The following is a 2,814-nucleotide window of genomic DNA, read 5'->3' as shown; positions in this document are numbered from 1 at the left end:
GGTCACACCCGTTCCCATACCGAACACGGAAGTTAAGCTCTCTAGCGCCGATGGTAGTTGGGGCCTTGCCCCTGTGAGAGTAGGACGTCGCCAAGCAAAAACCTAAGTCAAACTGACTTAGGTTTTTTGTTTATGTTTCGTTAGAAACATGAGAAATTTGATGATCGCTTATTAAATCCCCATTTTCCATATTAACAGATCAATTTTATATCATTTTGATGAGCTTCAAGATGCCTTCATTCTTATAAAAGGCGGTTTCGTTTTATCTTTATAACTGTAATATCGAAATATTTAAATAGTAATCAACTACTTGCTACCATAGAAGGCTTAAAAAATCTCAAATGTTATTTTTTAAGTTGTTCTATTAATGTAATATAGTAGTGTGTTAGAATAGTACAGTCATTTGAGAAATGTTTTGCTAGAGATATGATTTTAAAAAAAGGAGATAGTATGAAAAAGATAGGTATAATTACATTAGTCGTTTTATTACTTCTAACAATTGCATATATGTTAGTCGGAAATTATTTCTATAATTATGCATTAAATGCGAAACAAGAAAAAGAATTTTTACAAGGGAATCCTCATTTAGAAAAAACAGTGAATGTGTCAGGGAATGTATTAGCCACGAGTGAGCAAAAAAATGCCGAGTTTATTTCAAAATATAAACCAAATACAATCGTGATGCGTTCTTTTGATGAGTTAAAACTAACAGGATATGAATATATAAATGAGCAATCTAGTCATAAATGGGCAATTGTCGTACATGGCTATAGTAGTAAAGCATCAGAAATGACGAAATATATTCGTCACTTTTATGAGAAAGGTTACAGCGTGTTAGCACCTGATCTTCGCGGTCATGGAAATAGCGAAGGAGATTATATCGGCATGGGGTGGCATGATCGGAAAGATGTACAGCGCTGGATTCAGCAAATTTTAAAGAAAGATCCTCAGGCGGAGATAGCTCTATTTGGTGTTTCTATGGGAGGAGCAACAGTGATGATGACTTCTGGAGAAAATTTACCTCCTAATGTAAAAGTCATTGTTGAAGATTGTGGTTTCTCATCTGTTATGGATGAATTCACATACCAATTAAAAGATTTATTCCATTTACCTAAATTCCCTGTTATGAATGCAGCAAATACAGTTACTAAGCTAAAGGCGGGTTATGATTTAGAAGAAGCATCGGCTGTCAAGCAAGTTACAAAAAGCAAAACACCGATCTTATTTATTCATGGAGATGCGGATACGTTCGTTCCTTATGAAATGTTAGATGAAGTATACAATGCTGCAAAAGTAGAAAAAGAAAAGTTAATTGTGCCAGGTGCGGGGCATGGAGAAGCTGAACAAGCAAATCCAGATAAATATTGGAATACTCTATGGAACTTTGTGGAGAAGTATATTTCAGCATAATTCATGAAAGAGAGAATTTTGATATTATAAAAGATAGACTTACTATTAATTAAAAGAAGTTCTATAAACGATAATGAGAAGTAAATGGTTTTATCTTTCTCATTATCGTTTTTTTATTGCGTTTGTTTCAAGGGTAGAATTAAGCAGAACCTTCATTCAAAATTCAGCGAGAGCCGGGATGCTAGCTGAGAACGCATAAAGAGCCCGTTACCGATTAAAGCTTTGTTTTATAAATTGTTATTATTCCCTAATTAATATAGAAGCATAAATTTTTTTGAATACGAATTGCCTATGCTACAATAGTTTAAACTTAAATTTAAAGAGGTGTTCGTATGAAAATTGAAGTTTGGTCTGATTTTGTATGTCCGTTTTGTTATATTGGGAAGCGTCGTTTAGAAATGGCCTTAGACCAATTTCCGTATAAAAATGATGTTGAAGTTGAATTTAAAAGTTTTGAGTTAGACCCAAATGCTCCGGTATATTCTGGAATTGGTATTGATGAAATGCTTGCATCGAAATACGGGATTAGTATTGAAGAAGCTAAGCGAAATAATGTTCAAATCGGTCGGAATGCCGCTAACATAGGTTTAACCTTTCATTTTGAAGAGATGAAACCGACGAATACTTTTGATGCTCACCGTTTAGCTAAGTTTGCAAAAGAACATGGAAAAGAAAAGGAAATAGTAGAAAATCTTCTTTTCGCTTATTTTACTGAATCTAAAAATTTAAGTGACGTGGAAACGCTCGCTAATATTGCTGAAGCTTCGGGATTAGATAGAAAAGAAGCCTTAAATGTTATACAGAATAAAAATGCTTATGCAAATGATGTCCGAATTGATGAGGCAATTGCTCGACAATATCAGATTACAGGAGTACCATATTTCATTGTAAATCAAAAGTATGCAATTTCGGGAGCACAACCACTTGAAACGTTTTTGAATGCACTTCAAAAGGTGTGGGAAGAAGAAAATCCTAAGCCTAAATTACAAGAACTTTCATCAAATGATGTGAACGATGCTCTTTGCACAGATGGTAGCTGCTTAGCGCCTTCAAAAGAGCAATAGTTTTTTGCTTTAAGTATGGCTATTTATTAAATTTAAACCCCCTACAGAAATTCATGAAACTTCTGTAGGGGTTCTTCATGTAGAAAGTAACGCGGATTCTAATTCTTTTCGGTCAGTAGTTTATCTGCTTTCATATGATTGAAGGGGGGAAATAGCCAGGAATAACATACAGCATAGTGCTATAAAAAACTTCAAAAAAACTATTGACTATTAATGAATAGAGGTGTAATATTATACGAGTCGCTGATAGCAACAACACAACACGCGACAAACGAAATGAAAAACTTAGTTGACATTGAAATACAAAAGTGTTAACATAAGGAAGTCGCAAATGAAGCGA

Annotated in this window: 2 protein-coding genes and 1 rRNA gene; all 3 read left to right on the top strand. The window is 34.2% G+C overall.

The window, feature by feature from the left end; genetic code table 11:
• Nucleotides 1-96: ribosomal RNA gene (gene rrf, locus MR063_RS21405) — 5S ribosomal RNA — on the top strand; the annotation flags it as partial.
• Nucleotides 97-450: 354 nt separating this feature from the next.
• Entirely contained in the window at nucleotides 451-1,410 is a 960-nt protein-coding gene (locus MR063_RS21400; RefSeq protein WP_242201328.1) for an alpha/beta hydrolase, read from the top strand.
• A 332-nt stretch (nucleotides 1,411-1,742) separates the two neighbouring features.
• Complete coding sequence (locus MR063_RS21395; protein WP_242201326.1) at nucleotides 1,743-2,474, top strand: DsbA family oxidoreductase; 732 nt, start codon at nucleotides 1,743-1,745, stop codon at nucleotides 2,472-2,474.
• The last annotated feature ends 340 nt before the right edge of the window (nucleotides 2,475-2,814 follow it).

This window comes from Bacillus cereus group sp. BfR-BA-01492 (assembly GCF_022662815.1).
In the GTDB taxonomy this organism is placed as follows: Bacteria; Bacillota; Bacilli; order Bacillales; family Bacillaceae_G; genus Bacillus_A; species Bacillus_A cereus_BD.
This window is presented reverse-complemented; position numbering and strand designations above follow the sequence as displayed.

What these genes read in the sequence shown, in the direction of transcription:
- MR063_RS21400 (WP_242201328.1), top strand. Translation starts at nt 451, where the DNA reads ATGAAAAAGATAGGTATAATTACATTAGTCGTTTTATTACTTCTAACA.
- MR063_RS21395 (WP_242201326.1), top strand. Translation starts at nt 1,743, where the DNA reads ATGAAAATTGAAGTTTGGTCTGATTTTGTATGTCCGTTTTGTTATATT.